The following is a 24,095-nucleotide window of genomic DNA, read 5'->3' as shown; positions in this document are numbered from 1 at the left end:
TGGGATTCTCAAGGGGAAGACCAAATCGCCTTCAGACAAGGACAGCGTTATGTGGCTGTTCAGTGCGGTTGCAATCGGATTGGACATATCTAATTACTGGAGGCTTGTGGGCGTTAGGTCTAAAAGTAGCACAGTGGATGGTACAGCAAGGGGCGCGGCACTTAATGTTGATTGGACGCAAATAGGTATCAGCTCAAGTAATACAAGTGATCGCTCAGATGGAAAACATGGGATAAAATAGCGATCGCCATTTCAACTACTGGCATATTCCAGCACTCTCCCAAGCTCCCAACGCCAAGCCGTCTCTACCAGTATTTCTTTGCTGTTGGTGAATTGGATGAATTCTTGCCCAAAGGCAATAAAACACATCAAACTAGGCGATTACGCACATCGTAGCTCCAATTGGAAGTTGCGGCATTCGACTATTCATTAGCAATTCTTCCTTGCGTTGCTGATAATAGTTTTAGAGCTAATTATTCAAGAGGTCTGATTATGGTCTTTGCTCAAACCAGTCCCTGTGATGTAATAATAACTCGCCTTACGTTAGACGAGTATTGGGCTATGGAAGAAACCAACCCAGAACGCCATCCATGAATACCGCAACGGAGACATTATTACTATGTCGGGAGGAACAGAAGCCCACAGTGCAATTGCTAGCAACTCCAACTTTGGATCTTCTCCGAATCAACAACATTGTTGAGATTATTAGAATTTAGCCATTATCCCAACTTCCGGAAAAAATCACTATCAGATTCCTAGTTACTATATCTTGTTAAAAAACCAGCTAATTTATATAATAGTAGATGATGATTTTGATGGATTTTTAACCATAATTGAGCTTCGACAAAATCACCTCTTTGCCAAGCAAAAATAATTCGCAGTCTTTCTAACGACCAAAAATATTCCCCCTTTGATTGGGCAGAGGGTAAGCATCCAGAAATACTATTTTACCTAAGCGATCGCTTTTATTTTTTGCGTCTAATCAACCAAAGCAAGGTGCAATTTGCTTTTCTGCTTGTTTCCAATCTATTTGCTGTTGAGTGATTATTTCTCGAATAGCTTGGGTTCTAACGATACCTCGCAAGGTACTAGAGGGAATATAAGCAATACCTAAAGCATCAAAAGCGGTTAATAAAATACTCTCTGGGCCTCGATGCCCCCCGACTCGAATTCTCCAAGGACATTGAACTTTAAAACTATTTTTAGCTATTAATTCTGTACGTTTGGTGAGGTCATCTAATCGCTTTGAGTAGTTTGCTCCCTCTTGGGCCATTTGCAATATTTGTACTTTGGTAGGGTCTTTGTATTCAGAAGAGGGCGATCGCATCCACCGCAGATATTCAACAAAACTAGCCTCTGAATGTGGTTGAGGTGGATTTTATGGGTTTAACCAAGGAGAGGGTATAGGAGGCTGATTACCGCCATTTCCACCAAAATTACCACTATGATCACCGGAATTCCCTTGCCTCTTTTGACAATCATTATTTCTTCATTGAAAGCGACGGGAAACTCCATCCCCGGACTTCGTCTTGCTACGCACTCCGTGGGGGAACAAGGTTGTTCCCCCCGTCGCTTGGGCCAAGCAGGGACGACGAGACAAAGTGACGCTGATTAGCTCACCGAAAATTGCAGATTTAGGTGCATGGCTGGAGCAACTGTTAACAGAGTCTACGGAGGTAAATCTCAATCGCTGGCTGACTATCTGCGTGTTCACTTGAACCAACTACAGGCAGAAGATTATTTTGCACTGTTGGCGTATATTGAGCGCAATGAGTTTCATCAGGAGCAACTGCAAGCGATTCGATCAAAAATTCGCGATGCCAAGCAGGTTCCTACCTGCCTCGGCTTTAGCCTTTGCTTCTTGCACTCCACAGGGCAGGCATCAAAGGTGGGCCAAATAGCGGTGTATTTCTGCAAATCACCTGTGATGATACCACTGACATCCCCGTTCCTAAACAGAAATACACCTTTGGAGTAATGAAAGCGGCTCAAGTGCGGGGAGACTTTTAGGTTCTAGCTGATCGCGATCGGCTAGCACTGCGAGTCCATCTGGGCAAAGATGTTCGAGCCGATTTAGCTACTTTGAAAACTGCGATCAAGCAAATTCTTTGAAGAAGAATTGTGACTCCTAAATTCTATTTAAATCAATCATATTTGGAGAAAAAACAATGCAACTTGGTGTTATTGGTCTGGGGCGCATGGGCGCGAATATTGTCCGCCGACTGCTGCGAAACAACCATGAGTGTGTCGTGTTCAATCGCACGCCAGAAAAAGTTAAACAGCTAGCTTCGGAAGGAGCAATCGGCACCTATAGCTTGGACGATTTTGTGCAGAAGCTCGATAAGCCTCGTGCCATCTGGTTAATGGTACCAGCAGGAGATCCCACCGAAGACATGGTGATGGAGCTGTCTGCCAAACTGGATTCAGGAGACATCTTAATTGATGGTGGCAACTCTTATTACATTGATGATATTCGTCGAGCAAAAGCGATCGCCTCAAAGGGAATCCACTATGTTGATATCGGAACTAGTGGCGGAGTCTGGGGGCTAGAACGGGGCTACTGCATGATGATTGGCGGGTCGGAAGCTGCTGTGAAACATCTTGACCCGATTCTACAAACATTAGCTCCCGGACTAGGCGATATTTCTCGCACACCCGGTCGAGAAAAGGTAGGGGGTACGGCCGAACAAGGCTATTTGCACTGTGGTACAAATGGCGCGGGTCACTTTGTCAAGATGGTGCATAACGGCATTGAATACGGTATTATGGCGGCGTATGCAGAAGGATTGAGTATTTTGCAACACGCTAACGTCGGTAAACATCAGCGGGCTGCCAGTGCTGAATCGACTCCGCTACGCGATCCCCAACACTACCAATATGACTTCAATTTGCCGGATGTGGCTGAGGTTTGGCGGCGGGGCAGCGTCATTGCTTCTTGGCTGCTGGATTTAACCGCGATCGCCCTGCTCCAAGATCCCCAACTTTCTAACTTTACAGGTCGCGTGTCGGATTCAGGTGAAGGACGCTGGACAATTATGGCGGCCATCGATGAAGGCACACCTGCCCCCGTGCTGAGTGCCGCTCTCTATCAACGGTTTAGCTCCAGGGGAGAGGACGAATTTGCCTGTAAGATCCTCTCTGCCATGCGCCATCAATTCGGCGGACATAACGAAGAACACGCGGAGATTTCGTCATGACGATCACAACTGCACCTCAGTCTCAGGTTTAAACCTCGGTTCATCCTGCTGGGCCTTGCGCGATCGTCATCTTTGATGCTGCCGAAGATTTGACCAAGCGTTTATTATTACCTGCACTTTACGACCTGGCACGTAGCAATTTACTACCGCAGGAGTTTGCGATTGTTGGGGTTGCTCACACCCAAATCAGCCAAAACGACTTTCGCAGTCAACTCAATCGGGATATTCACGAATTCGCCACCGTTAGTGTTGATGATCGCCTTTGGCAGCAACTTGAGCAGCGATCATACTATCTTTGCGGTGAATTTCAGGATGCTAAGATGTTCCAGCAGTTGCAAAATTTGTTTGTTAACTCAAGTAGATCGAGAATGCGGCACTCAACAAAACTACCTATCCTACTTGGCAAGCGCCTCTAATTTCTTTTGCGACATCATCTCTGAGCTTGGTTCGGCAGGACTAGTTAGGCATTGGCTCATTGATGAACCAGGGGCAAGAACTTGCTAAGGATTTGCTTCGGAAGGTAGGAGGCAGAAGTAGGAAGTCGGAAGTCGGAAGTTATTCTCCTTGTCTCCCTCATCCCCCCTGCCCTCTGCCTTTTTTTGTAAATTGGCTTCAACTAGTACCTTGATTATGAGTCAAACAAATTCAACTCAATTTTATAAAATTTCTCTGCTGTTAGCAGATGTTGATGGCACATTAGTCACCAAGGAAAAAATACTAATACCAATTCTGTATAATGATGCGCCAAATTATATAAGGAACGAACCGCAAAGGCGCAAAGGACATAAAGGAAGAAAGAAAATTTGGCGCAGCCTCACAAAGAAATGGTATAACCGATCGCGCTCGTGCAGCTGTTTGCCAACTTCAGGACGCAGGCATTCTTTTCGCCATTACTAGTGGTCGTCCACCATTGAGTATGAAAATGATTATCGATGCTCTAAAATAGACAGCAGCGTTCGCAGGCTTGAAGGAGACCTCAAGACCCCAGTGGCTCTTTTTTTTAAAGCCAGGGCTGTTTCATCCAAATTGGTAATTCAAAAATTACGAATTACGTAGCTTACTTCTTGCAGAAGGTTAGTATTAGGAATTATGAATTATTCAATTTGCCTTGCCAAACAATTTCCTTAACTTTGATTTCTTTCGGAATCAATTTAATTTTGTAGAAGGTATCTGCAACCTCTTGTTGTTTAGTAATTACTTCATCTGTGAGTGGAAGTAAATCATACTCACGCCGCTTTTCTGCTATTTCTAACACAGGAACATCTATACCTAAAGCTGGAGAAAGAAATTTAGCAACTTCACTAGGATTATTTTTTGCCCAGTCACTAACTTTCTTTATCTGATTAAGAACTATTTTCAAGGCATCCGGCTTGCCATCAACAAAAGATTTTGCAGCCAGATAATAACCACGATTGGAAGCTAATCCCGTCGCGTCTGCTAAAATACGTGCGCCTGTTGCTGCTTCTGCTGCGGCTAAGTACGGGTCCCAAATTGCCCAAGCATCAACGTTTTTTCGCTCAAATACAGCACGAGCATCGGCAGGAGTGAGAGTTACTCGTTGAATGTCACTGTACTGTACCCCTGCCTTTTCCAGGGCTTTTACTAATAAATAGTTAGCATTAGAACCTTTGGCAAAAGCCACTTTTTTACCCTTGAGTTCAGCCACGCTTTTAATAGGTGAATCCTTGGGTACCAAAATAGCTTCAGCCTTGGGACTCCAAGGATCGTAGGCAACATAAACCAAAGGAATACCCCCAGCTTGAGCAAATATAGGTGGTGATTCTCCGGTATAGCCAAAATCAATACTACCTGCATTCAATGCCTCTAGGAGTGGAGGTCCAGCAGGAAATTCCGACCAAGTTACGGAAGTTCCTGAAGCTGCGAAAACTTTTTCTAATTCGCCTCTCGCTTTCAAGGCATAGAGAACAGTTGACGCTTTCTGGTAACCTATGTGAACTGTAGTACCGCTAGCTGCTGGACTGGGGGCTTGGGTTGTCTGCGGTGTGCCAGAGTTGTCGCTTGCGCTTGGAGAACAAGCAGAGATAGCCAGAGTTAAGCCAAGTCCCACTGCAAACAGTAGCGAAAAAGTGCCGATTCTTCGTTCTTGGAATCTTTCGAGGAAGGCAAAAGCCATACCCAACAGTCGGGTTAGAAAGAACTTAGTCAATATCATCACTCTACTTTAAAGGGTAAATTAATATCAGACTACAGCAAAACTACGGCATAACTCCGGCAAGTTTATTGATTTACCGTATTAATGTATAATGATAAAAATATCACATAATTAAAGCTGAAAGGCAAGTTTATTTGCTGAATACAAAATTTTCTTTAAAAGTCATAGCAACGTCAAATCTAAACTCAACGGAATCAGAAAGCAGGTGATAATACATAATACTCTTGAACAACAGATTGAGTCGTATCGCGCTAGAGCCAACGAATATGATGAGTAGTTCTATACAAAAGGACGCTACGATCGCAGTACCCAGAATAACCAGCGCTGGTTTAACGAACTAGCTGTTATCAAAAATACATTACACTAAATTGACCAGTGATTGTAATTAAGAGTTACGTTAAAGTAACCCGTTCGTAATTACGAATTCTTGTGATACATCGCTCTAGCTAAGTACAGGATTTCATAAACTCATAGCAAATAAAATTTAAAAACTCTACGTTGCTTTCTCTGCACCCACCTTTTCGCTCCTACGCTGAGGCGAAGCGCCTATGCGTTTCACTTTTATAGCTCAATTACCACGATTTTATGCAAATTTTTACCAAGTACTGATGCTTCATCATGTATATATATTGGTAATAGCTATACAGATGACTTTTATGGGACTAAAGGAGTAAAAATGAAATGTATTTTAATTGACAGCGAACAACGTTATCTAGAGCTAGGTGAACACAGAGTTGAAGACCTTTTTAAAATTGAAGATAAATTATTGATCGATCTTAGTTAACTATAATTGCTGAGTAAGCAAAATAAAATCCACTAGCTGCCTAACAGACAGTTTGCAATGCAAATTCTTAAAGTACTAACTAGAGTCTATCTTAGTCCGATAGACTTGGATGAGGCGATCGCTTTCTATGAAAATCTCTTTACAGAAAAATGTTGGTTGTGGTTTCAATATTCCGAAGCTGAGTTGGAACTCGCAGGTGTGGGTTCTATTCTTTTAATTGCTGGTTCGGCAGAAGCACTCTCTTCATTCAAGAGTACACATGCAACATTTCTCGTTGACTCACTCAATGATTTTCGAGAAGCACTTATTCAGCAGGGTGCAGTGATTCTGGCAGAACCTAACAAAGTTCCTGCTGGAGCCAATATGCGAGCGATGCATCCTGATGGAACCATTATTGAGTATGTTGAGTTTGCTTGATTAATTTTTAGCTGAAAAAATATTTTGGTATTACTGGGAACGTTCCCTTTTGTGCTGGTTCAGCTAAGTAAGCATCAATTTGCAAATCCCTGTTAAGGACTTTAACTTGAGCGGTGCGAATTTCTGTGTTTGTCATTTTAGAGATTAGTCTGTAATTGCTTTGAGGAAGAAATTTTTTATGGTAAGTTTTGTATAATATTACTTAAATTTTACCGATTTACCGTATTTTGCAGAGTAGTATTTCACAAACAATGGGCAAAGGCAAGTCATTTGATTTAGAGATGTAGATGAATATAAGACCATATCAAGAATCTGATGCTGAATCAGTAATTGCTCTGTGGAATGAGGTGTTTCCTAATAAGCCATCGCACAGCAGCCCAAAATTAGTAATCAGTCAGAAGCTTGCTGTACAGCCTGAATTATTTTACATTACGGAGATTTATATGTAATTATAAACACTATTATTACAGAATATGACGGGCATCGCGGTTGGCTATACACAGTTGCGGTCAGTCCTAACTATCAACGGCAGGGTATTGGTAGCAAGCTAGTGCGGCACGCAGAGAGGATATTGATAGCGATGAAATGTCTCAAAATCAATCTCCAAGTTAGTGTCTCTAAGGCAGAAGTAGTTGAGTTTTATAGAAAACTTGGCTATCTTGTCGAAGAACGCGTCAGTATGGGAAAGCTTATCGCATAGGTAATTGTAGTGTTGCCAAATTTAACCCAAACTAGGAGAAAAATTTATGAAGCTCACAGCAGTTCATCATATTCAAGTAACTTATCCTCTAGAAGTGGAGGATGCAATGCTGTTTTTCTATAGTAAAGTTTTGGGATTGACTGAAATTTCCAGACCTGAAGTAATCAAAAACAATTCAGGAGCCTGGTACAATTTGGGAGATATTGAACTGCACATTAGTACAGAGAAAAACACCAATAACCAAGCATCTAGACGACATTATTGTTTCCAAGTCGATAACTTAAACGCTTTTGAGGAACACCTAAAAGGATATGGGGTAGAAATTATTCCCGATCAACGACCAATTCCAGGATGTGTACGGTTTTTCCTTTGCGATCCCGGTGGGAATCGTATAGAAATCGCAGAGTTTGTCAAGAGTAATTTTGTCTAGCTACAAACAGAGGAGTTGCTATTATAAACAAATTCAATAATATTATCTTAGACACCAAGATTATTTGAAGAAACGTAATTATGAATTGCGTAAAGCCTACGGCATAGCTTTGCTTAGAGCGAAGCGAGGCAAAGCCCATTGCAAATTGCGAATTTGTTTAAGTCCCGCTACCTACTTAATCGCATACTAAATAATAGTGAATCAGGCTTTTTTTCGAGTTGTGCAGAGTTTTTTTAAAATAAAATAGAAATCCTATATTTTTGTGCATATCTCACACTAAAGGTAGAAGTATTTTCGGAATGAGTACATAGATCTATATATAAATGGTCAGATTAATTTAGAGGGAAATAATTTATGCCTGAATTAATTAACAAACAAATTATCCTTAAAAGTCGTCCAGTTGGCGAACCAAAGGAGAGTGATTTTGCTTTAGTAGAAACACCAGCTCTCGAACCGGGTGAAGGCGAAATTCTTAGCCGCACCATTTATCTATCTCTAGACCCTTACATGCGTGGTCGCATTAGTGCAGGTAAGTCTTATGCTGCATCAGTAGAGTTGGATTCAGTTATTGTAGGTGGTACAGTCAGCCAAGTAATTAAATCAAATCATCCTCAATTTCAAGTTGGGGATTTTGTTCTTAGTAATAACGGTTGGCAAATTTATGCTGTATCTAAGGGTGAGACACTGCGTAAACTTGATTATACTCAAGTACCTTTATCTTATAGTCTAGGTGTATTGGGTATGCCAGGTCTGACTGCTTATGCTGCTCTACTTGATATCGGTCAACCAAAAGAAGGTGAAACTGTTGTGGTTTCAGCTGCTTCTGGTGCTGTTGGTACAGTAGCAGGTCAAATTGCCAAGATTAAAGGTACGAGAGTCGTGGGAATTGTCGGGAGTAACGATAAGCAGGATTATATAGTTAAAGAATTAGGTTTTGATGTTGGCATTAACCGCAAAACTCAAGAACTTGATTCAGCGCTCAAAGAAGCTGCTCCTAATGGCATTGATATTTACTATGACAATACAGCTGGTGTAATTTTAGAAACTGTGTTGCAGCAAATCAACCTTGGGGCAAGAATTCCACTAGTAGGTTTGATTTCGGAGTATAACGCTACATCTACTCCAGCAGGGCCTAATTTAAGACCACTACTAATCAAACGAGCTTTAATCAAAGGTTTCTTAGTTAGCGATTATCAACATCGATTTAATGACTTTTTGCGTGATGTTTCTGGATGGTTGCAGTCTGGGCAACTCAAGTATAAAGAAGATATAGTTGTTGGTTTAGAAAAGGCTCCTGGTGCATTTATCGGTTTACTTCGGGGTGATAATTTTGGCAAGCTGATTGTTAAGGTTAATGACGACCTAACAACAGCTTAATTGGTTATGAAGCTGGGTGTGTGCTATGTTGACGCAAATCAATAGTACATTACTGGACAAGAGGGAGTAAATTATTGAAAGTCAGCGTCAGGAGTAGATAATTAAACTAAAGTTTTAGGCACAATGGTTTTAGGAGTAAGCTACCACTACTGCTAACATTCTGCTTATTTACTAGCTTTTTGCCTCAACGCATAGGCGCAGCTTCTAATACTCAGTTTTGCATAAAACTCCGCGCCTAGGATAACTTGCAAGGTTTTTCTGGTTACAAAACTGAATAAGAAGAAGATATTCCTAACAAACTTGTAACTCGTGACTACAACCGTTTTACTCTAGCTTTGGGCAAACTCAAAATTTCTGATGAAGCTTTACGCTCTGGTGTCAACGTTGATATTGAAGTCGTAGCAACTCGTTCTTTAGGAATACATTCTGCCAAGCAAACTATTAGCTGGCAAGGTGCAATCCGCAAGTCTAGATAAAATTTAAGAAGATTTTTTTCCATCTGAAACTATTTGCGAAAGAATATAGGCTGCAAAATCTAGTAATTGATCCAGCAAAAAGCCAATGATACCGATGTAGAGGATCACCTGGATTATATAATCGGTATTGCCTGCTTTATAAGCATCCCAAAGGGTAAAGCCAAGTCCTTTTGGACCGATTAACATTTCTGTAGCAATAACTATAAACCAGGCTACCCAAATACTAACTTTCAAGGCATGAAATAGATGAAATATAGCTACTCGAAAGTTCTTGTTCTGTCTGTGAAAATGCCGCATCCCTATTGCTGTATTAATAATCATTGTCCACAGAGTTCCTAAAAAAACTACTATAATAGCAGCCGATTCACTCTCTTGAAATGTTATTAGGGCAATAGGTAGCAAAGCTATAGGCGGGATACTATGTGGTATTTGAAATATCAACCTAAATAGCTGATAAATCATGCTATTAATGCCTATGATATATCCGATAAAGCTACCCAAAACAACGGCTGGGATGTAACCGACAAATAACCGTTGTAGACTAGCTAAAATGTCTAAAAACATATTATTCTCTCTGCCTCAGTTCTCATAGAAAACACTTGGAAAATACTGTGGCAATAACACAAAATAGCGATTAAAGAAGTGTATTTAATTACACGTTGTCTTTGAATACCACAAGATTTTTGATATTCTCTCCTCCTTAATAATGGCTAATCAAAAATTTAGGTATTCTTACGATGTGATAGTAGTAACCCAAAAAAGAGGTAAAACTTAGCTTTACTAAACCTTATCAGAAAAAAAAATCATGATTAGTAAATTAAATACAATTTCCATAATTTACTTGCTTAATAATCGTACTAATAGCAATTCTTAGTGAATTAGAACAAAATCAAGCTTGATCGGACTTGAGGCTTGAGCAAATTCGGGAGCAATCTCATAGGGTCAGTGTAGGTAGTAGACTACGTTTTTATTTCTGACGGTACAGGACAAATAACTAAAAATAGTGCAAATTAAGAATAGTGTAAATATCAGTAATTATGGACGCTGCTAAACGCCTTGCTACTCTCAATCGCATCCGCAAACTCAGCCGTCTGATGGATACATCTATACGCATCCCTTTAACAGGTTTTCGCATTGGAATAGACCCAATTATTGGTTTGGTTCCAGGTGCTGGTGATTTAATCAGTACAGCATTTTCAGCTTACATCATATTTTTAGCTACCCGTTTTGGCATACCACGTCAAGATTTAGTCAAAATGATTTTTAATGTTGGTTTAGAAGCAGTCCTTGGTACTGTGCCTTTGGTGGGTGATTTATTTGATGCTTTCTATAAGTCTAATATTCGCAATTTGGCAATTTTGGAGCAACATTTGACAGTAGTTGAACCAAAACTCAAACAAGTGTCTGATGAACTTTATTCTGGTAAGTTCAACCAAGTTTAAGTTGGTCGTCAAACCAATTCGCAATTTGCACTCTTGCTACGCCCCGCTACGTTCGCAAAGCGTCTCGTAGAGAAGAGAGCAATTTCTTTCCCCACGCATAAATGCGCTTACTCAAGTTAACTGACGTAGTATATCTTGTATTATTGATTACTACATAAGTATTTTTATTTATGGGCTTGGTAAATTTTTGAATGCGTGAATGCGTGAATGCGTGACTTCCACGAACGCGAGTGCGTCCCGTAGGAAAGGGGCTGATTGTGCCTTTGCGATTATTTTCCTAAATTCCGCTTCATTTGTTCTAACTCATCCTGAGTTTCCCAACTACGGAACTTCTCTTCTAAGTCATCAAAACTACTAGAATAACTGCTAGTTTGATTCGACCAGCCGCTAGTTTCAAAACGCTGCTGGGTTTGCGCCTTAGCACGGGCTGTCTGTGCTTGCGCTGCTTTAGCTTGCACTTCCTGTCGCCGTTGCTGAATTTTTCGTAGTAATTCCTGAGATTGGTTAATGCGTTCTTTCAGCCCTTGCATGTGTCCCCAGCGCTGATTTCCTTCGCGCAACAGGGCTGCTTCTCGTTCACCTGCCGCAGTTGCCAAATCCTCTCTGCCAGCGTTTTTGGCTTTTTGAATACGGATATGCCAACGCTGAATTTCTTGAGCTGTTGACAGAATTTCTTCTTGCGATCGCTTCTCTTGTAATTGTAAATCTGCGATCAGCTTTAATGTGCCTTCCTCTTGCTCACGCAGCTGTTCTAACAGCGCCTCTAACTCCAAATGTGGATTGTTACGCAAGAATTCTTCTAAACGGTTTTCTAGAAACCGACTTAAATCATCAAATAATCCCACTGCTAGAACTCCAGAGATTGGGTGCGTGACTATTTTATTGTAGTAGTCAGGTGAACTTCTGAGTGTTAGTTAGATTTCAAAATTGGGAAGAATGTATTTGGTAAAAATACGCAAAACACTAACCTACAACGATAAGGCTTTAATCAGTATGAGTTCTGATTTTCAACCGCCATCTAAGAGTTTGTCCATACTAGCTGCTGTCGGAGGAGTAGTTACCGGTCTAATAGCGATCGCAATTTTAAATGTTTGGTCTAAGCAAGTTCCCAAGACTTCTATAGCAAAACCTGAAATATCAACATCCCAAACTACTGTACGACAATTAGTACAACCAAAGAAATCCCAACGCCCTGTTTCTGGTGCTAAAGAAGCTGAAATAGTTGCCAGTCTTGATGCGAAAACCGTAGTTTTACCAGGCCAGCCCATTCCTAAGAACCAACTAACAGTATCAATAATTCCATACGTTGCTCCTAGAGTTGGAAAACTGACCCCAGAGGAAACGACAACTGCCCGTCAGGCTTGGTCATACTTCCAGCGTAACTGGAACGATGAAACTGGCTTAGTCAATTCCGTTGATGGCTTTGCCTCTGTGAGTATGTGGGATCAGACAGCAGCGATGGCAGCTTTGGTCAGTGCTAAAGAACTCAATATCGTGCCTGCGGCTGAATTTGATGCCAAAATGACTAAAATGTTGAATACATTGGCATCTATGCCTCTATACAAAGGCGAACTACCCAACAAAGTCTATAATGCAAAAACTCTTGTACCCGTTAATTATGGTCAACTAGAAAAACGTGAAGAAATTGGTTGGTCAGCCATAGATTTAGGGCGGATGGCAATCTGGCTGAAGATTGTCGGGACAAAGTATCCACAGATGCGGCTAAAAACCGAAGCAATTTGGCAACGTTGGCTAGTCTTGCGTCTGACCAAAAATGGACAAATGTATGGTACTGCTGTTATTAATGGCAAAGAACAGTACAATCAAGAAGGTCGCTTGGGCTATGAGAATTATGCTGCTTATGGTTTAAAGCTTTGGGGCTTGAATGTTACACAAGCATTGGATTATCAATCTCATACTGCCTTTGTTGATCTTTACGGACAGGGAGTTCCTTACGACCAACGGGACTATAAAAACTCTGGAGCTAATAACTATGTTCTTAGCGAACCCTATATCTTAGATGGCATCGAAACTGGGTTTCAAGCTTTGCCTAAAGCATACGCTGATCGCATTTTAGCTGCTCAAGCAGCGCGTTATGAAGCGACAAAACAATTAACTGCTGTTACCGAAGACAACTTAGATCGTCCTCCATACTTTGTTTATAGCAGCTTGTTTGTCAATGGAGAACCTTGGGCAACCATTGCAGATACCAGAGAAAAACACAACGATTTGCGGTTCCTCAGTGCGAAAGCTGCGATCGGCTGGCATGTGCTTTACAATACTACTTATACCAGCCAGTTATTTGATTTCGTCCAAGCTAATCTTAAATCTAAAGACGGCTGGTATAACGGTTTTTATGAATCTTTGCATCAGTCGAATAAAACTCTCACCGCCAATAATAATGGCGTGATTTTAGAAAGCTTGCTGTATAAAAAGGTCGGACAGCCACTTACAGTTTGGGCAGGAGTTAAAAGTCAGAAGTCAATCGAAAAGGCTATCAGAACACCGTAAGTTACAGTTAAGATTCCAAGACAATGAAAAAACTGGCGTTACATAATAAAGGGATAAATTGAGGTCAAAAGAGGCAAGGGAGCAAGGGGAAAAACTGAGACGGAGCTTGTACTTTGCCGGAGCGAACGGGGAGTTTTTAGTAAGCCTCGCATCCGTCTAATCGCGCTAGAGCGCTCAGGCTGAGAAATTGGCGTGTCTTGCAAGGACTCAATGATGGCGCTCACCAGTGCAAAACGATCGCTGGGTGGTAGCTTGAAGACCTGCTCCTTCAATTGTTGTAGCAACATAGACGGCTCCTATGGTTGAAGGTGTCTAACATCTAGTATGGACGATCGCGCCCTCTATGACCAGATTTATGAACCCTGCTAAAGTTACCAAGCAGATTGAAATAGCTGCCTGAGTTTGTCTGGCGATCATGTATTGCCTATGATGACATAGAGGCGATCGTCCCCAGCATATAACAGCTGGCGCTACCTGTCATCTGCAATATAATAATTGGCTCAAAGGAATTGTAGCAAAATGACAAGTAGCGCGATCGCCATTTTAATAACCTGTAGGAGATTTCCAACAAATAAATGATTCAATCTTGTAGGGTATTGTTTATTTCAAAGTCCCTAAGTCTTTAAATGAGTATGACAAGAGGGGGCATTTTACCCCCTCACTTGTTTTGCAATTAAGAGTCATCGCCACACCAGAATGGTTGGTGGGAGTACTTTTGCTAACATCTAGATGGAACAGCAAAAACTAGACCAAAAGATGATCATGCTTTAGTCCTATTTGTCAGGAAATCAGGGTAGCAGATTTCTGATATTTGGCGAGATATTGAGTCAATAGTTACTGTAATTTTGACCCAATGCCAACTGTTTTTGTTGAGTATGCTGTTTTCATCTCAGAGTTTTCAGCATTGTCAACCTCAAGAGTTCGGAGCAATTCTCGAATTACATCTGTTGCTGGCCTTCCTGTCGAAGCACAGTATGATTGAAGTTTATTCATTTCCTCGGTTGTGAGATTTATTGTCAGTCGTTTAACAGCCCATTTTTTATTCATGATCCTCTTTTGTCTTTAATATGTTCTTTTTTTGCCGAAATCACCAAGTCATTATGATTGCTCCTGCAGTGCATAACCTACACCACGGACTGGATGAATCACAAGCTTTTTCTTATTGTCTTTCAATTTTAGTCGCAGAGAACCAACATAAACCTCAATAATATTAGAATCACCCATGAAGTCGTGACCCCAAACTTTCTATCTTATTTTCATTTCTAGTAAATACCTGACGCGGATATAGAGATATTCTAATAAGTCAAACTCTTGCTGTTAACTCAATGCTTCGTTGTTTTCTAGTGATAAGCTCTATGATGTTGATACTGATTGCCAACCGTCTTACCCTGGTATTGAGAATCTTTAGGGGCAAGCGAGAGTTATTCCCTGCGGGACACTTTGCTATCGCAACCATCACCAACATTCATCCGTAAACTTCCACACAGGCATGAAACAAATTTTATTTTGTTAAACTTCTGAGCATTTAATCAAAATTTTAGTTACGAATTGATTTAATTTTGTTGATTGGTTTAGTTAGCGATGCCTTCTCTCAGACTTTTTGGCACTATTGTTTAGTGTCATGCGATCGCTTGTAGTTATATTAACCTATATCTGCGAAGATTCAGCAGACGGCCAAATAATTTAAAAACCATATTTTGAAGCATTGAGTGTCATAGCAATTTCCATTTAAGATGTTTTCTATGATGCATTTATCAGCAAAATATAAATTTTCAGCTTGTAACTACTTAGACAAAAATAAACCTAACTATATCATCGTGAATAGAACAGACTGAAGTCAACCTCTTCTTTACAGGACACTGCGCGTAGCTTGCTTCCCCGCAGGGGTACGGGGAAGTCAAAACTTAACACTGAGCGGACTTGTACTAAGCGTAGTCGAAGTAGTCGAAGTGTCAAAAGTCAAAAGTCAAACATTTTGAACCCCATAAATAAATTTACTTGCTCTGTAACAAAGAGCAAAGGCAAAGACACTCGCCTTTGCGCTGTATTTCTTGCCCTGTCCGTCTCGAAATACAGTTTTTATTTTTCCATAAATAAATTTACTTGCTCTGTACCTTTTTGTTGCTGGTCAATAGATATCTAGAATGGGCTACGCCTACGTAATGATCTGAGATTGTTTTACTTTACTCAAAATGATACCACTTATTTATTGGCTACAGAAGAACTCAAAAGTGGCTACACAGTTGGTCAAGTGTTTGTGGATAATCGGTCAGTAAATTTCCTGTTGGTAGAGTCAGGTAATACCGTGGTTGACCGAGAATCTTGACAAAATTACTACCAGAGCAAAATCCAATTTTTAATTTCAGAAGCTAATGCTAAAAATAGCGCTTGGATTGTGGCAGCAATCAAAAGTGAAATTGAACTTCCATGCCAAGTAATACTAATTCTGTATTAAGATGCACTAAACTATATGAAAAACGAACTGCATAGACACGAAGCGACTTCCCGCAGGGTAGGGCGCATTTGCCTATCTTCTTGTAGAGAAGGACACAAAGAAACTAAGGTTATTTCTGATGAAAAAAATACCTATGTTGACGAATTTCGACTTACCTCGGCTGCGCTCGGCACGAGTCGCTCAACTCTCGACCACTCAGTTGGTTGAGTGAAGCGATGCACTGAGCTTGTCCTGAGCTTGTCCTGAGCTTGTCCTGAGCTTGTCCTAAGCTTGTCCTGAGCGTAGTCAAAGGGCGTAGTCGTAAAGCCTACGGCATAGCTACGCTTAGGGCGTAGCCTCTCGTAGAGAAGGGTGTAGTCGTAAAGCCTACGGCATAGCTACGCTTAGGGCGTAGCCTCTCGTAGAGAAGGGTGTAGTCGTAAAGCCTACGGCATAGCTACGCTTAGGGCGCAGCCTCTGGTAGAGTTAGGTGTAGTCAAAGTGTCGAAACCAACGGCTATGGTAATTTTATTACTACAATTCACATAAAGAAAAAGCCAAAAAGACCAATGACAAATGACCAATGACTAATAACTAATGACTGAACCATTGATTGAACTGAAAGGTGTTTCTAAGTCTTTTGGTAGCCATAAAGTTCTAGATAATGTAGACTTGACCATTTACCGGGGAGAAGCATTAGGGATTATTGGCCCATCAGGGACTGGTAAATCAACAATTTTACGGGTAATGGCGGGGTTACTTACTGTCGATGAAGGAGAAATTTATGTCCAAGGAGTGCGGCGAGAGGGTTTGATTGAGGATGGTGGCCAGCAGCTTGGCATTGGCATGGTGTTTCAGCAGGCGGCGCTATTTGATTCGCTGACGGTGGATGAAAATGTGGGATTTTTACTTTATCAAAATTCAAAGCTACCGCGATCGCGCATCCAAGATTTGGTAAAAGAAAAATTGGAGATGGTAGGTTTACCAGAAGTAGGCGATCTCTACCCAGCCGAACTTTCGGGAGGAATGCGAAAACGGGTAAGTTTTGCCCGTGCGATTATGTCCAACCCCGATAATCCTTCAGAAGGGCCAGAAGTTCTACTATACGATGAACCAACGGCCGGACTTGATCCCATTGCCTCAACAGTAATCGAAGATTTAATCCGTTATTTACAATGTTTACATGGAGATTGTAGTACTTATGCTGTTGTTACCCACCAAGACAGCACTATGCGCCGTACAACTGATAGACTTATATTTCTCTATGAAGGTAGAGTGCAGTGGCAGGGTACAGTTAGTGAAACATACAACACAGAAAATCCTTTAATCAAACAATTTCTCAGTGGAAGTGTAGATGGGCCGATTCAAGTCGTTGGTTAGAAAGTGAGCAGTTAAGAATCAGAAGCGAGAGTTAAATTCAACTCCTAACTCCCAACTCATGACTCATAACTCATAACTAATTATTGGGTGGAGGAAAAAAATGCGAGGTCTTATGACAAGCCGCTTCGCTTCTGGGCGAACATTTAGAGAAGGCTCTGTGGGATTGTTACTCCTGCTAGGATTAGGGGTATTTGGGTTAGTTTTTTTGTGGTTAAATAGATTCACTCCTGCTGGTCATTCATACAAAGTTATTGTGGAATTTGCTAACGCTGGCGGAATGCAAAAGGGAGCAACAGTTCGCTATCGAGGCGTTAAGGTAGGAACTATTTCCCAGATTCAACCAGGGCCAAATGCCGTCGATGTAGAGATTGAAATTGCCCAAACTAACTTAATTCTCCCCCGGGATGTATTGGTAGAAGCTAATCAAAGCGGGTTAATTAGCGAAAGTATTATTGACATCACACCAAAAGCAACGTTACCTACTGGGGTTGTGATTGCTAAACCCCTAGATAAAAATTGCGATCCCAGTCTGATAATTTGTAATAACTCTCGGTTAAAAGGTCAGGTTGGCATTAGTGTTGATGAATTAATTCGCAGTTCAACTGAGCTAGCTGCTGCATACAATAACCCCCAATTTTATAGAAATGTCAATAGGGTTCTAGAAACTACTACAAGCGCAGCAACCAGTTTTACTGAGCTAAATCAGGATTTACAAGGTTTGACCAAAAACTTGCGACAACAACTTAATACTTTTTCAGCTACTGCTAATTCAGTGCAACGAGCGACAAACCAACTTAGTGCATCCTCGAGTCAAACAATAAATAAATTCGGTACAACTGCAACTCAAGCAAATCGTTTGCTGAACAACCTGGATAATTTATTGACAACAAATCGTTCTTCGCTGGTTGGCGCTTTGAATAATATCACCGAAACCAGCAACCAACTGCGTGTTACAGTCAGTAGTCTATCACCAGCTGTGAATCGATTCACTCAAGGAGCATTAATCAACAATTTAGAAACTCTTTCAGCAAATGCAGCGCAAGCCTCAGCTAATTTACGTGATGCTTCAAAAACCTTAAACGATCCAAAGAATGTGGTGCTGCTGCAACAAACTTTAGATTCAGCACGAGTAACTTTTGAAAATAGCCAAAAAATTACATCTGATTTGGATGAGTTGACTGGCGATCCTACTTTCCGACAAAATTTGCGGCAATTGGTGAATGGTCTAAGTAGTTTGGTATCTTCTACACAACAGATGCAGCAACAAGTGCAAGTTGCTACTACTCTAGATTCGGTAAAAACTGATGTGAGTAAACCAAATCATTTAATTCCTACCCCAGCACCAACTCAAGAGGCGATGTCTAATAATAAGTCCCTACCCATCTACGTAATTAATCCTCCACCTGCTAATTTTGGAAGTACTGACATTAACTCTGAACCAATCGCAACCCCTAGTCCGTCTATCTCTAACTCATCTCAAGAAGACCTGTTGAAGCAACTGCGGGAGTATGGTAAGCAACGGGAGGAATTGGAAACGGGAAAATAGGCAATATCCAATCTTGTAGGGTAGGCCGAAAAGCCCGCCTTTGCCTATGGCGCTCGTGTCGCCCACCCCACAAGAAGTAATTGAGTATTTTTTTATTTTGAAGTCAGTAAACGATTAACTCACCCAGCACAAGACCAGCAAGTACCAAGCGCCATACTTAGGCAAAGTCCGTATCGATGTCTGGGAAGAATAATTCTCTTAGTTAGAATTCCTGTTGAGATAAAAATGGTTCAAATGAGTGATAAGCCTCATAATTACGAAAATGTCTTGCGTATAAGTCAACATTAGGAATCGGTAGTCATCGGTTGCAGAACCAATCCTAAAACGAAAAGACCAACCAGTAGGTTATATCATGTCCTGCTAAAGACTTATCATTTAGAGCGCAGTTCTTGCTGGGGGCAGGGAGCGGGGGAAAAAGGCTTTTCCAATGTTTGCACAGATACGGTAATCATAAGTGATTCACCGGACATGATATTAGGTAGAGGTTTGCCTAGCATCAGGAAACAAACCTTTTTTAATTAAGAATTACAAATTATTTTAACCAAAATAGACTCATGATACAGAGTAATTAAATTTATTTATGGGGATTAAAAATTATTGAATTTTAAATTCAAAGCAAAGCGACGTGACACTTGCGCTACGATATCCCCTATTGCCTTTGTGCAATGTATGTGAGGAGTAGTACAGGTCAAAAACATGACAGAAGAATTTAATACACAGGGTGCAGAAAATCTGGTTGCGATCGCCAATCAATTCGCTAGACTGGGGAAAGTTACAGGCGTTAAAGCTTTTGGAAATGGTAATATCAATGACACATTCTTCGTAAATGTAGATTCTTCAGAAGAACAATATTTTGTCCTGCAACGCATCAATACACAAGTATTTCGGCAGCCACAACTGATTATGCAGAATATGCGTACCTTTACTGAGCATGTCCGCAAACGGTTACAGCACACACCTCTGAATCGTCGCTGGGAAGTGCCACACGTACTGTTCACTAAGGATGCTCAAGACTACTGGAAGGATGCAGATGGCTCCTTTTGGCGGGCGATCAGCTTTATTGAAGGCTCCCAGTCTTTCGATACTATGGGCGATCGCTCACAGGCCAAAGAAATCGGTTATGCCTTGGGGATGTTCCACAATTTGATCAGCGATTTGCCACCAGAAAAACTCGCCGATACCCTGCAAGGGTTCCATATTACACCGCTTTATCTCCAGCATTACCAAGAAGTGTTGGCGAAAACTAGTGCGTGTCAATCTTCGGAAGTTAATTATTGCTTACAGTTTGTTAGCGATCGCCAAACCTTTGCACATATCCTAGAAGATGCCAAAGTTGAAGGCAAGCTACCTCTGCGTCTGATGCACGGCGATCCAAAAATCAATAATGTCATGTTTGACACTGCTACCCAGCAAGCCGTTAGTGTCATTGACCTCGACACTGTTAAACCCGGTCTGGTACATTACGATATTGGTGATTGCCTACGATCAGGTTGCAATCCGGCTGGAGAAGAAACTGAGAATTGGGACAGTGTTTATTTCGATACCGACCTATGCCAGGGAATCTTACAAGGTTATCTCGCGGTAGCAAAAGCATTTCTGACTGAGAATGAGTATGCATATATATACGATGCAATTCGTCTGATCACCTTTGAATTAGGATTGAGATTTTTTGCTGATTATTTAGCAGGAAATGTCTACTTCAAAGTTAAACACCCAGAACATAACTTGGCAAGAGCGATCGTCCAGTTTAAGCTTACCGAAAGTATTGAATCTCAAGAAACGCAGATTCGTAACATTATCAAAGACATGAAATGAACGACCAGACATTTTCTCTCAAACCCTTTCCTTCTACAAAATCCCTGCCTAATTTGAAAATTGCAGGCAATATCGCCCGAAATTATAATCAACTTAGCATCTGCTACACCCTTGGAGGCGACTTAAAAGAAATTGCGTTGGCATTGGCGCAGCGTCTCGTAGAGAAGCCTACCGTACCCCTACTCTTAAGCAAGCTACCCATAGCGGACGCACCATCAAATAAATCATTACGCAAGGATGAACTATGGAAAGACACCTGCTTCGAGTTCTTCCTTGGCATCAAAGATTCTCAACGGTATTGGGAATTTAACCTCTCCCCCACCGGATACTGGAATGTCTATCGCTTTGATGGCTATCGTCAAGGGATGCAAGAGGAAACAGCTTTTGAAAAGCTACCGTTTAGCGTTCAGAATCAAGCCGATAGTTTAGCACTTGCGTTAGATGTCGATTTGGATAAAATTATCTCGGCAGAGCAAGAAATTGAACTTGCCATTACTACAGTTGTTAAACATAGAGATGGTGAGGTGACTTACTGGGCGTTAACTCATCAAGCAACAGAGGCTGACTTTCATCTGCGAGATAGTTTTATAATTAAATTGTTAGACTTGACCTGGAAATGAAATTTATCCTAAATATGTTGGCGTTGCTGATTGATAGGATGAATTTTATCTCACGCAAAGGCGCAAATCCTCTACTTTGAATCTTGGCAATAAATCTCAATTTATTCCGCAAATATCCAACGCTAATATGCCTCTATACAATAGCCCTGTATCCCAGAATGTTAAATATTTATTTATTGATGGCGGTTGTTTGGATTCGCTACTAGAATTATTTTCAGAGAATCTTTTTGATAAAAAACAGCTTGAAATAGATTACTATCGGTTAGCAAGTGGCTATCATAAAGTGTTCTATTACGATTGTCTACCTGCTCAAAAGCAAGGAGAAAATGAAGTAGACTACCAAAATCGTATTAAGCCTAAAATTAAGTTATTCAACCACTTAAAATCACTGGATAGATTTCATGTATATGAGGGTACTGCTCGATTCCGAGATAAGCGAAGAGGGCAAGAGCAAAAGGAAGTTGACATTATGATTGCTGTAGACATGCTCAGGCATTCTTTTCGGAAAAATATGGATGAAGCAACTTTGCTCACAAGTGATTTAGATTTTAAGCCTCTGATTGATGCTCTGGTACAAGATGGAATGTATGTATCATTGTGGTATCCAAAAGCTAAAACCAATTATGAGCTAGTTGATGCTGCTGATTCTAGGCAGGTATTGACAATTCATACTGTTTGGGGATGGTTCACTGACAGTTTCCAAAAGCAGGTTAACTTACCTGTTTTGAGCCAACCGAATTTTCCAGATATTAATAATTTTTGGACACAAATTAATAATATAAAACAAGCAGATTACGAAATAATTTTTTATGAACAAGAAGAAAAACATGCTGCTGTATTAAAAACGATAAATGGTGATTACCAATTATATCAACACAATAATTTAGAACAGTTAAAATTTTATATAGCTCATATTTATAGTCCAGATGTAATCCGAAAAGACATAATATGAATACAAGCGCCCAATATTTAGTAGAGTGTAACATTTGCTCATCTGTAATTGGCCCTTTTAAAAGTAGGTTACGAGCGCATTTGTTTAAAGTATGAACTAGTTAATGCAATTAGATTAAATATCTCAATACAGCAATATTTGCATATTTACACTTTTATGATATTAACTTTGTCGGAGGGCTAAATGAACTCAAAATATAACTTTCAATACTTTCAAGGAAGTTCTCTTTCTGATTTATTTGCTCAAGACATCACAGATGCATCTTATGGGTTTATCCTAAATTACCCTGCAACTGCCAGTTGGGCTGCTTATCCCAACATAGAAAAATATTTTATTCAAGATGGCAGTAGTGAAGCCACCAAAACTTCCTTTGACAAGATTTGCCAAAAGGAACCTTGGAAAATTTTAGCTGTATTAGGCGATCGCATTCCAGGAATTGCGATTAATCCGCCGCCGAAGTCGCTGCTTGCATACTGGCAAGAGCATTTCGGCTTCAGCTACTCCAATAGGTTGATGATGGATCGCTTGACTTATCTGGATGACCTTAGTCACAGCGAACGCTTTGACAAACTCATCACTTTATTTCCCTTTGATCATCTAAAACCTGAAAAACACGCTATTGATTCAGACACCCATTACCGCTTACTCAGCAAAGTAACCCTAGCCGAACTGGGGGTACAATGTCCAAAATACGAGAGTTACAATTTGCACTCCTGTAGTCTAGAAGACATTCAGTTACCACAATTTCCCTACTTAATTAAAACGTCCCACGGACTCTCTGGAGAAGGCACTTATATCATCAAAAGCCCCAACGATCTCAACTACTGTCTTGAAGAAATCAAGAAATATCTGGATATTAAGTTGCTCGATAGGATTATTGTCTCCGAGTTCATCAAGAATCAGGTGCAGAATTACTGCGTACAATTCTATGTCAACAAGGCGGGAGAGATAACCCTCATCGGTACTACCAGCCAACTTGTCACTCCAGAAGGCAACTATTTAGGGGGACTGATTGACTACCGCAACACAGACATGAGCAAGTTCTTTGAGATGATTGCTGCCATTGGTCAGTATGCTCACAAACAGGGTTATTTTGGCGTAATTGGGTTCGATGTGCTTGAAGACCAAGACGGACAATTTTATGCCATTGATGCCAATTTTCGAGTCAATGGCTCGACTCCTCTGTGCTTGCAGCGTCATACCCTACTGGGACTAGGAAAGGAAGTAGCTAAATATTCTAGTGACTACCGCATGGAAGGAACGTTAGATTCAATTTTAGTAACTTTAAAACCAGAACTAGCTCGCAAAGACTTTATTATCCTATCGGCTTTAGAGAAGGTCAAATATGGAAAAATCTACACCGAAATTTATGCGATCGCTACTGGAGAATCTCTCGAACAAATGCAGTATATCGAACATAAATTACATGAGAAAGGATTACAATGGCTCACTTAATTTGACGTTTTAGAGTATATTGACTATTGGAAAAAACTGACTTTTGAAGTTTATAGGGTTTTCACAAAGATGGATTATTTTTGTTTTACACAATTAATATAAATTTTAAATTTAAATTTATTATAATTTTGTTTTTAGAATATGCCCTAAAGCATTTACCACCTGGACTTCACGCCTGTAATTAAGTTTATAAAACCTCAAAAAATGATAGTTTAAATACATACAGCAGATTTCAAGGAAGGTGAAGTACACAACGATTCGTCTCAAAGCTAGGTATAAAGCCTGTTTTACTTCTTTAGGACTTACGCATTGACAATAAATGCTAAATATGCATAAGTTTAAAAATCACATCTTTCGTAAGGGCACAGCATTACTGTGCCCCTACA

Annotated in this window: 26 protein-coding genes and 2 pseudogenes; 20 read left to right on the top strand and 8 right to left on the bottom strand. The window is 40.6% G+C overall.

The window, feature by feature from the left end; translation table 11 throughout:
* Positions 1–62 precede the first annotated feature (62 nt).
* Positions 63–185: a KR domain-containing protein gene (locus tag V7L20_RS32945; RefSeq protein ID WP_442943663.1), complete on the top strand. Its 123-nt coding sequence runs from the start codon at positions 63–65 to the stop codon at positions 183–185.
* A gap of 797 nt (positions 186–982) precedes the next feature.
* Here the strand turns inward: V7L20_RS32945 and V7L20_RS31025 are convergent.
* Positions 983–1,327 carry an RAMP superfamily CRISPR-associated protein gene (locus V7L20_RS31025; RefSeq protein WP_334747760.1) on the bottom strand — a complete coding sequence of 115 codons (345 nt, stop codon included), beginning with the start codon at positions 1,325–1,327 and terminating at the stop codon, positions 983–985.
* A 315-nt stretch (positions 1,328–1,642) separates the two neighbouring features.
* On the opposite strand from V7L20_RS31025, the gene V7L20_RS31020 reads away from it, so the two are divergent.
* The 4 genes from V7L20_RS31020 to V7L20_RS32940 all read left to right on the top strand — a co-directional run bounded on the left by V7L20_RS31020 (position 1,643) and on the right by V7L20_RS32940 (position 4,143).
* Positions 1,643–1,978 (top strand): hypothetical protein, encoded by a 336-nt coding sequence (locus V7L20_RS31020; protein WP_334747759.1) that lies wholly within the window; start codon positions 1,643–1,645, stop codon positions 1,976–1,978.
* 190 nt (positions 1,979–2,168) lie between these two features.
* Positions 2,169–3,197 (top strand): phosphogluconate dehydrogenase (NAD(+)-dependent, decarboxylating), encoded by a 1,029-nt coding sequence (gnd, locus tag V7L20_RS31015; protein ID WP_334747758.1) that lies wholly within the window; start codon positions 2,169–2,171, stop codon positions 3,195–3,197.
* An 89-nt stretch (positions 3,198–3,286) separates the two neighbouring features.
* The gene (locus tag V7L20_RS31010) at positions 3,287–3,613 is read left to right on the top strand and encodes a hypothetical protein (protein ID WP_334747757.1); all 327 of its coding nucleotides are present in this window, start codon (positions 3,287–3,289) and stop codon (positions 3,611–3,613) included.
* A gap of 368 nt (positions 3,614–3,981) precedes the next feature.
* Positions 3,982–4,143 (top strand): HAD hydrolase family protein, encoded by a 162-nt coding sequence (locus V7L20_RS32940; protein WP_442943668.1) that lies wholly within the window; start codon positions 3,982–3,984, stop codon positions 4,141–4,143.
* Between the two features lie 141 nt (positions 4,144–4,284).
* Here the strand turns inward: V7L20_RS32940 and V7L20_RS31005 are convergent, their stop codons facing one another.
* Positions 4,285–5,367 carry a sulfonate ABC transporter substrate-binding protein gene (locus V7L20_RS31005; protein WP_334747815.1) on the bottom strand — a complete coding sequence of 361 codons (1,083 nt, stop codon included), beginning with the start codon at positions 5,365–5,367 and terminating at the stop codon, positions 4,285–4,287.
* Positions 5,368–6,211: 844 nt separating this feature from the next.
* Here V7L20_RS31005 and V7L20_RS31000 point away from each other — a divergent pair.
* Positions 6,212–6,571, top strand: a complete 360-nt coding sequence (locus V7L20_RS31000; RefSeq protein ID WP_334747756.1) for a VOC family protein — start codon at positions 6,212–6,214, stop codon at positions 6,569–6,571.
* A gap of 28 nt (positions 6,572–6,599) precedes the next feature.
* Here the strand turns inward: V7L20_RS31000 and V7L20_RS30995 are convergent.
* Positions 6,600–6,707 (bottom strand): annotated as a pseudogene (locus V7L20_RS30995) (dienelactone hydrolase family protein); the annotation flags it as partial.
* Between the two features lie 151 nt (positions 6,708–6,858).
* Between V7L20_RS30995 and V7L20_RS30990 the strand changes: the two are divergent.
* The 4 genes from V7L20_RS30990 (at position 6,859) to V7L20_RS30980 (ending at position 9,078) form a co-directional block, all read left to right on the top strand.
* Positions 6,859–7,020, top strand: coding sequence for a hypothetical protein (locus V7L20_RS30990; RefSeq protein ID WP_334747755.1), 162 nt, complete (start codon positions 6,859–6,861; stop codon positions 7,018–7,020).
* A complete protein-coding gene (locus V7L20_RS32935; protein ID WP_442943667.1) occupies positions 6,990–7,271 on the top strand; it encodes a GNAT family N-acetyltransferase in 282 nt (93 codons plus the stop codon). Before V7L20_RS30990 ends, V7L20_RS32935 begins: the two co-directional genes overlap by 31 nt.
* Before the next feature lie 46 nt (positions 7,272–7,317).
* Positions 7,318–7,701, top strand: a complete 384-nt coding sequence (locus tag V7L20_RS30985; protein ID WP_334747754.1) for a VOC family protein — start codon at positions 7,318–7,320, stop codon at positions 7,699–7,701.
* A gap of 354 nt (positions 7,702–8,055) precedes the next feature.
* Positions 8,056–9,078 (top strand): NADP-dependent oxidoreductase, encoded by a 1,023-nt coding sequence (locus V7L20_RS30980; protein ID WP_334747753.1) that lies wholly within the window; start codon positions 8,056–8,058, stop codon positions 9,076–9,078.
* Positions 9,079–9,391: 313 nt separating this feature from the next.
* On the opposite strand, the gene V7L20_RS30975 is transcribed toward V7L20_RS30980, so the two are convergent.
* On the bottom strand, positions 9,392–9,577 hold the full coding sequence (locus tag V7L20_RS30975) for a hypothetical protein (protein WP_334747752.1): 186 nt from the start codon (positions 9,575–9,577) through the stop codon (positions 9,392–9,394).
* Positions 9,558–10,118: a nitrate transporter gene (locus tag V7L20_RS30970; protein WP_334747751.1), complete on the bottom strand. Its 561-nt coding sequence runs from the start codon at positions 10,116–10,118 to the stop codon at positions 9,558–9,560. Before V7L20_RS30970 ends, V7L20_RS30975 begins: the two co-directional genes overlap by 20 nt.
* A 473-nt stretch (positions 10,119–10,591) precedes the next feature.
* Here V7L20_RS30970 and V7L20_RS30965 point away from each other — a divergent pair, with 473 nt between their 5' ends.
* Positions 10,592–10,996 (top strand): DUF4112 domain-containing protein, encoded by a 405-nt coding sequence (locus V7L20_RS30965; RefSeq protein WP_334747750.1) that lies wholly within the window; start codon positions 10,592–10,594, stop codon positions 10,994–10,996.
* 269 nt (positions 10,997–11,265) lie between these two features.
* Here the strand turns inward: V7L20_RS30965 and V7L20_RS30960 are convergent, their stop codons facing one another.
* Entirely contained in the window at positions 11,266–11,841 is a 576-nt protein-coding gene (locus tag V7L20_RS30960; RefSeq protein WP_334747749.1) for a TIGR04376 family protein, read from the bottom strand.
* Between the two features lie 148 nt (positions 11,842–11,989).
* Here V7L20_RS30960 and V7L20_RS30955 point away from each other — a divergent pair, with 148 nt between their 5' ends.
* Positions 11,990–13,507, top strand: coding sequence for a DUF3131 domain-containing protein (locus V7L20_RS30955; protein ID WP_334747748.1), 1,518 nt, complete (start codon positions 11,990–11,992; stop codon positions 13,505–13,507).
* 38 nt (positions 13,508–13,545) lie between these two features.
* Here V7L20_RS30955 and V7L20_RS30950 read toward each other — a convergent pair whose 3' ends face one another.
* Positions 13,546–13,794, bottom strand: coding sequence for a hypothetical protein (locus V7L20_RS30950; protein ID WP_334747747.1), 249 nt, complete (start codon positions 13,792–13,794; stop codon positions 13,546–13,548).
* Positions 13,795–14,605: 811 nt separating this feature from the next.
* Positions 14,606–14,843 (bottom strand): annotated as a pseudogene (locus tag V7L20_RS32930) (winged helix-turn-helix domain-containing protein); the annotation flags it as partial.
* A gap of 837 nt (positions 14,844–15,680) precedes the next feature.
* Here V7L20_RS32930 and V7L20_RS30935 point away from each other — a divergent pair.
* From V7L20_RS30935 to V7L20_RS30900, 8 genes are all read left to right on the top strand, one after another.
* A complete protein-coding gene (locus V7L20_RS30935) occupies positions 15,681–15,833 on the top strand; it encodes a hypothetical protein (protein ID WP_334747744.1) in 153 nt (50 codons plus the stop codon).
* A gap of 144 nt (positions 15,834–15,977) precedes the next feature.
* Complete coding sequence (locus V7L20_RS30930) at positions 15,978–16,169, top strand: hypothetical protein (RefSeq protein WP_334747743.1); 192 nt, start codon at positions 15,978–15,980, stop codon at positions 16,167–16,169.
* Between the two features lie 369 nt (positions 16,170–16,538).
* Positions 16,539–17,321, top strand: a complete 783-nt coding sequence (locus tag V7L20_RS30925; RefSeq protein WP_334747742.1) for an ABC transporter ATP-binding protein — start codon at positions 16,539–16,541, stop codon at positions 17,319–17,321.
* A 100-nt stretch (positions 17,322–17,421) separates the two neighbouring features.
* Complete coding sequence (locus V7L20_RS30920; RefSeq protein ID WP_334747741.1) at positions 17,422–18,867, top strand: MlaD family protein; 1,446 nt, start codon at positions 17,422–17,424, stop codon at positions 18,865–18,867.
* Positions 18,868–19,563: 696 nt separating this feature from the next.
* A complete protein-coding gene (locus tag V7L20_RS30915) occupies positions 19,564–20,682 on the top strand; it encodes a phosphotransferase enzyme family protein (protein WP_334747740.1) in 1,119 nt (372 codons plus the stop codon).
* Complete coding sequence (locus V7L20_RS30910; RefSeq protein WP_334747739.1) at positions 20,679–21,302, top strand: DOMON-like domain-containing protein; 624 nt, start codon at positions 20,679–20,681, stop codon at positions 21,300–21,302. The genes V7L20_RS30915 and V7L20_RS30910 overlap by 4 nt, the downstream gene beginning before the upstream one ends.
* Positions 21,303–21,378: 76 nt before the next feature.
* A complete protein-coding gene (locus V7L20_RS30905) occupies positions 21,379–22,254 on the top strand; it encodes an NYN domain-containing protein (protein WP_334747738.1) in 876 nt (291 codons plus the stop codon).
* A 183-nt stretch (positions 22,255–22,437) separates the two neighbouring features.
* Entirely contained in the window at positions 22,438–23,709 is a 1,272-nt protein-coding gene (locus V7L20_RS30900) for a carbamoylphosphate synthase large subunit (protein ID WP_334747737.1), read from the top strand.
* Positions 23,710–24,095: the final 386 nt, after the last annotated feature.

This window comes from Nostoc sp., from assembly GCF_036916735.1.
In the GTDB taxonomy this organism is placed as follows: domain Bacteria; phylum Cyanobacteriota; class Cyanobacteriia; order Cyanobacteriales; family Nostocaceae; genus Nostoc.
The sequence above is the reverse complement of the archived record's forward strand: the minus strand, read 5'-3'. Positions and strand labels throughout refer to the sequence as shown.